4 protein-coding genes and 1 rRNA gene are annotated in these 5,632 nt (G+C 44.7%); 3 read left to right on the top strand and 2 right to left on the bottom strand.

Annotated features, from left to right (window positions below):
* A partial coding sequence (locus tag VIR50_RS09050) for a Bax inhibitor-1/YccA family protein (RefSeq protein ID WP_331934808.1) occupies positions 1–341 on the bottom strand: 341 nt, incomplete at its 3' end.
* Between the two features lie 527 nt (positions 342–868).
* Positions 869–1,102 carry a hypothetical protein gene (locus VIR50_RS09045; protein ID WP_331934807.1) on the bottom strand — a complete coding sequence of 78 codons (234 nt, stop codon included), beginning with the start codon at positions 1,100–1,102 and terminating at the stop codon, positions 869–871.
* Positions 1,103–1,385: 283 nt separating this feature from the next.
* Between VIR50_RS09045 and VIR50_RS09040 the strand changes: the two genes are divergently transcribed.
* The 3 genes from VIR50_RS09040 to VIR50_RS09030 all read left to right on the top strand — a co-directional run.
* Positions 1,386–2,006 (top strand): hypothetical protein, encoded by a 621-nt coding sequence (locus VIR50_RS09040; protein WP_331934806.1) that lies wholly within the window; start codon positions 1,386–1,388, stop codon positions 2,004–2,006.
* 85 nt (positions 2,007–2,091) lie between these two features.
* Positions 2,092–4,833: an AAA domain-containing protein gene (locus VIR50_RS09035; protein ID WP_331934805.1), complete on the top strand. Its 2,742-nt coding sequence runs from the start codon at positions 2,092–2,094 to the stop codon at positions 4,831–4,833.
* 460 nt (positions 4,834–5,293) lie between these two features.
* Positions 5,294–5,632: ribosomal RNA gene (locus VIR50_RS09030) — 16S ribosomal RNA — on the top strand; the annotation flags it as partial.

Here is a 5,632-nt window from a genome sequence, read left to right as displayed (position 1 = left end):
ATGTAGAAGGTTGTGGCTATGCTGCTGGCCGTGAAAGCCAAGAAGATGATAGACATGGTGACACCGTTGAGCACGCTGTAGAGCAGGAATGACAAGGTGGCAGTGGTCAGCGACATCTTATTGATACGGGCAGAGAGGAATATCACCAGCGCGAACTCGGCGATGGCAACGCCCCAAAAGGCCATTTTATTGGTGATGAGCATAAGGGCCAAGTTGGTGTTGGCGGCTATTCCGTAAGCCGTGAGGCCCGTCAGTACCAGCGCCAGCGCCATCCATACATATACCTTGCGCATGAGTGCGGGGAAGGCCAGTGACAAAGAACCTTCTTGTTCTCTGATCATTTTTTCTAAATCGTTTACTTCCATATACTTAATACTTTAATTGTTTTACTGCGATTGATAAACTCTTTGTCCTAAAAAGTTTTGCAAAGATAATACCATTGGGCACGATTCTGCGTGAAAGTCAGTTATTTTTAACTTTTAAAGACAAATGTGTCGATTATTTACGAAATACCTATGGGCGGATGGTAAGGGCAGGCCGTGGTTTCGACGAATTGTCAGTAGGGCGATGGCTTTGAGGAAATAGGGGCATGAAATGTTGACGGTTTATGAATAATATGGCTTTTTAGGAGAGATGATAGCGCGGGGATTGGGGCATAGGGAAGCGATAGAGTCGTTATGATAGATGTTTTTTAGGAAGATGGTTGGTTAAAAGTGGGGGCATGAGCAACGAGCCGTTATGAGCCAAGAACATATAGGCGAATAAATTATTTTGTAAAAAATATATCATGAAAAACCATTCCTTTTTTGTTGTTAATTAGGCGGTTGGCGGGCCGTTTTATAGCTGTGGGCGGATGGCTTTTGGCGTTTTATGCTTCTGCGGGGTAGGTGTCAGGGCGTAAAAGCAGTGCTTTCGTGGGGTGGAAATGGTGTTTTCTCAAGGTCATGGCGCAACTTTGGAAAGGCGAAAGGGCCGCTATGGCGGGGGCATTGTGGCCCTTTGAGCGTATGGGTGGGCGCATAGGATTTGCTGAACGATAGTTAATTGCTTGATAATCATTGATTTGTTTATCTTTTGAAATACGGCTTGTTTTATGTGGCAAAATCTTTTTGCTTTTGAAAACACCGACTTTTTAACGATCGTTTGTCAAGAAAATTTATCATGCTTTTCGTGCTATTTTTCCTCATGACGTGGTCAGCAGGTAGTTGGAAAATCAGTTTTGGCAGTTTTGTTTTTCTTTATTGAGGGCGTACTTACGTAGAGAGGGGCGGTCGATAGACGGGTTTTGTGCACGTTATTTTCTATCAACGACCGATTTTCGGGCCGAAAAGGAAGCGTATATCCGTATTTTTCAGTATATTTGCGAAAGGCAAATCAGTATTCTTATGATGCGAAAAACTACGCTTATATCTTATGTCGGGGCTGTGGCCATGGGGCTTGTCATGATGTTGCTTGTAGGGTGTCATGAGGCTAAGCGGCGGGAATCGGCTCGCCCCGTGGCCTTGGAGGGCCTGTCGTTGATGGATACGCTTCAGATGCGGCCCGCCATGTTGAAGACCTTGCGGGCTTATGCGGCCGACTATCCGAGCCACAATTCGTATATCATAGATTGTACTTATCTTCATAAGTACGAGGGGGTGGTGAGTAACGGGTGCAACGATCGTAACGATATTTTCTGCGTGTTGCCGGCCTATCGCATGGCGTTTGACGGTGGCGAGTGGTCGGTGGGTGAGGTTTATCCCAGCCATTACTTCGTGCTTGCCGGCAAAACGTTCTTCGTAACCTCGCGTAACGACGCCTTCTTGCGCCAAACTCCGTTGGAGAAGGCCTATAATCGCATAGTCAAAGAGGAGCAGGTGCCCCGTTACGACGCCTTCCGCTATCTGTTAGTGGTCCACGGGTGTGACTCCGTTCAGGTGCTTCCCGGTCTTTATGGCGATGATATTCAGCCCCTCCGCCTCCCCGTTAGGAAGTTTGAGATGGACGATGAGCCTATTGGGGAGTGAGGAAAATGAGCGGGGAAAGCCGTGGCCGAGGTTATCGGAAGCCCCATTGTATTTTTTTAAAAGCTAAAAAGAAACAGATTAACTTATGCAAGATTTATCACATTCGTACATCATTCTCAATGGAGAACCAAAGACTTTTCAAATCGATTCCATAAGAAGAATGACCGAAAATGTCTATAGTGTGCGGTTTAAAAACAACAGTAATTATTATAAATACGGAGCCGATAAGGTTGTATGGCTCAAGGATGGCAAGTGGATGGAGCCGTCGTTGTGTGAGGTTTATCGTGGTGGAATTTTGCAGAACAAGGTTTCTGACATTTGGAATTTCGCTTATGAGGACCGAAACTATTGGCGTATAAAGTATGAGAATGGGTTTATTGGCGATTATGCCGATAGCCAAATAAAAGTAATTACGTCGTGTATGGATAGTGAAACGGCCAAAAACACGTTTGAATATTTGCATCATGTGGCCGATATTAACCCACTTGGAAAGGAGAATGGCGACAGTAGTATTTTGTCAAAGAAGTACGAGCAGACGTCGTTTATTGACGTTCGGTCGGCCGCGGCATGCTATTTGAACCCTGAGAAACATACGGTCGGCCGGCTCGGCCATGGCGACCTGATTTATCCTTTTGGCTGTAACGCAAGTCAAAAAACGGCCGTACGCATGGCTTTCGAGCAGCAGATAAGTGTTGTGCAGGGGCCTCCCGGTACGGGAAAAACGCAAACCATCTTGAATATCATAGCCAATATAGTGCGTGAAGGCAAGACGGTTTTGGTGGTATCTAACAATAATTCGGCGATAGCCAACGTGCAAGAGAAGTTGCGGAAGTATGGACTTGACTTTATCGTGGCTCCCCTTGGCAATTCGGAAAATAAGGATCGGTTTATTCAGCACCAACCTTCCGTGCCCCGAGAGTTATACGATTGGGACATCAGTCTTACAGATAAGTTACGCTTAAAGCGTGAACTGCACGCTGTAAACGAGCGCCTCGATAACGTTTATGCTTTGCAAGACGAGCAAGCAAGGTTGCGGCATGAGCAGCAGGAGTTGGCCTTGGAGTGGAAGCATTATTGCATGGAAAATGGTCTTGAGGCTGATATGCCGCTTCGGCGGAAAGCAAAGTCGGCTTTCGTTATCAATCAGTGGATTCGTTATCAGGCCATGGCCGATGGCGAAAGTATGCTGTCGGGTGGTTTCTTTGGTAGGTTGATGGAGCGTATTCGGCAGTGGTGGTTGAGGCGTAAGTTGTCTTTGAAGTCGCAATTCGACAAAACTGATTTGTCACCGCTTATCAAGGAGCTGCAAATATTGTATTATCAAAACAGACAAAGGGAGATAGCCGGGCGGTTGGAAGCCAACAATCGTTACTTGGGCACTTATGATGCGAGGGTTCTTGGTGAGGAACTTACTGATAAATCGATGGTTCTTTTCCGGGCGGGATTGTATGATGTATATAGTAATGAGGTGAGGCCAAGATTCTCGGAAGTTAAAGAGTTGTACACGGATGGTGCGGTTTTTATGAAGTCATACCCCGTAGTATTGAGTACAACGTTCTCTGCTCGGACTTGTGTTTTCACGGAAGAGCCTTATGATTATCTGATTATGGATGAGGCGTCGCAGGTATCGGGTGAGACCGGAACTTTGGCTTTAACGTGTGCCAAGAATGCTGTTATCGTGGGTGATGTGCTCCAATTGCCCAATGTCGTGACCGATGAAGACCGGCAAAAGCTCATTGCGATAAAGTCACAGTTCAATATTGCCGATGGATATGATTGCGCCAAGTACAGCTTTTTGCAATCTATAGGCATGGTGTTGCCTGATGTTGTTCAGACAATACTTCGTGAACACTATCGTTGTCATCCACGTATCATCAATTTCTGTAACCAAAAGTTCTATGGCGGTAACCTGCTGATAATGACGCAGGATGGTGGTGAGGATGATGTTCTTTTCGCTATCAAGACTGTTCAGGGTGACCATGCCGTAGACCAATATAACCAGCGTGAGATAGATGTTGTGCGACAAGAGGTGCTTTCAAGTTTGGCGGATTGTGGTAGTATTGGCATTATTACGCCTTATAATAGGCAGGTGGAGGAGTTCAAACGCCAGCTTCCGGGTGTAGAGGTGGCCACGGTTCATAAGTATCAGGGCCGTGAGAAGGACACCATAATCATGAGTGTGGTGGATAATCAAATCACTTCGTTCGTGGATGAGGCCAACTTACTAAATGTCGCGGTCTCACGAGCAAAGCGGAAGTTTGTGCTTGTGGTTACCGGAAACGAACAAGAGAAGAAGGGAAATATTACGGACTTGATAGATTATATCTATTATAATAAAGGTATAGTAACTGAAAGTAAAATTGCTTCCATCTACGATTTCCTTTATGAACAATACACGGTGCGGCGGTTGGAGTTCTATAAGAATCTGCCAAGGGTGTCGGAGTATGACTCTGAGAATTTGACTTATGCGCTCATAAAAGATGTACTTTCATCTAATGCGGCTTACGCTTGTTTAAAGGTTTTGTGCCATATTCCCGTGCGTCAGATTATCCGTGACACATCATTAATGAGCATGGAAGAAAGAAACTATGCGGACAATTATAGTACGCATGTGGATTTCCTCATTATCAATAGGGTAACGAAAAAGCCTGTGATGGCTGTAGAGACCGATGGATACACACTCCATAATAAAACCACGGAGCAATATCGATACGACAAAATGAAAGACCATATCTTTCAACTTTATGATTTTCCGCTGTTGCGGTTATCTACCAAGGGCAGCGGAGAGCGCAAAGAAATAACCGAATGGCTTGATAAAATCATGTAAGAGATAAGGTGTGGCGTTATTGTCAATTATATTTAATCAGGTTATATATTATATATAATCCGGCTATATATTATATATAATAAGGAGAAAGCTTACTTTTGCCTTGAGTTAAATCAATTTTTGATTACAAAGTTATTTCTTTTTGAAATTTTCTTTTGTATTTTCTTGGCAGTTAGATTTATTTTGTCTACTTTTGCACTCGCTTTTGAGAACAGCGTTTCTCTCAAGCTCTAAAGAAGCGTTCTTTGAACATTTTTACATAAACAGAGAAGTAGTAGTACAAGAATCGAGTGCACGTGTATTTTATGATATATGTGTATTTGGGTAAAAGAAACGACTCGTCAATTTTTGACATGAAAGGTTTTTTTAGACTACAATAAAGACAGGCGTTCTGAACAGACAATCAAGGTATGCCTTCCTTTTGCCCTCGGGTAAGAGAGAGGTATATAATCAATATTTTACAATGGAGAGTTTGATCCTGGCTCAGGATGAACGCTAGCTATAGGCTTAACACATGCAAGTCGAGGGGCAGCATGGTCTTAGCTCGCTAAGACTGATGGCGACCGGCGCACGGGTGAGTAACGCGTATCCAACCTTCCCCTTACTGTGGAATAACCTGCCGAAAGGCAGACTAATACCGCATGCACTCAACAGATGGCATCAGACGTTGAGTAAAGATTTATCGGTAAGGGATGGGGATGCGTCTGATTAGCTTGTTGGCGGGGTAACGGCCCACCAAGGCAACGATCAGTAGGGGTTCTGAGAGGAAGGTCCCCCACATTGGAACTGAGACACGGTC

The organism is Prevotella sp., from assembly GCF_036570325.1.
Taxonomy (GTDB): domain Bacteria; phylum Bacteroidota; class Bacteroidia; order Bacteroidales; family Bacteroidaceae; genus Prevotella.
This window is presented reverse-complemented; position numbering and strand designations above follow the sequence as displayed.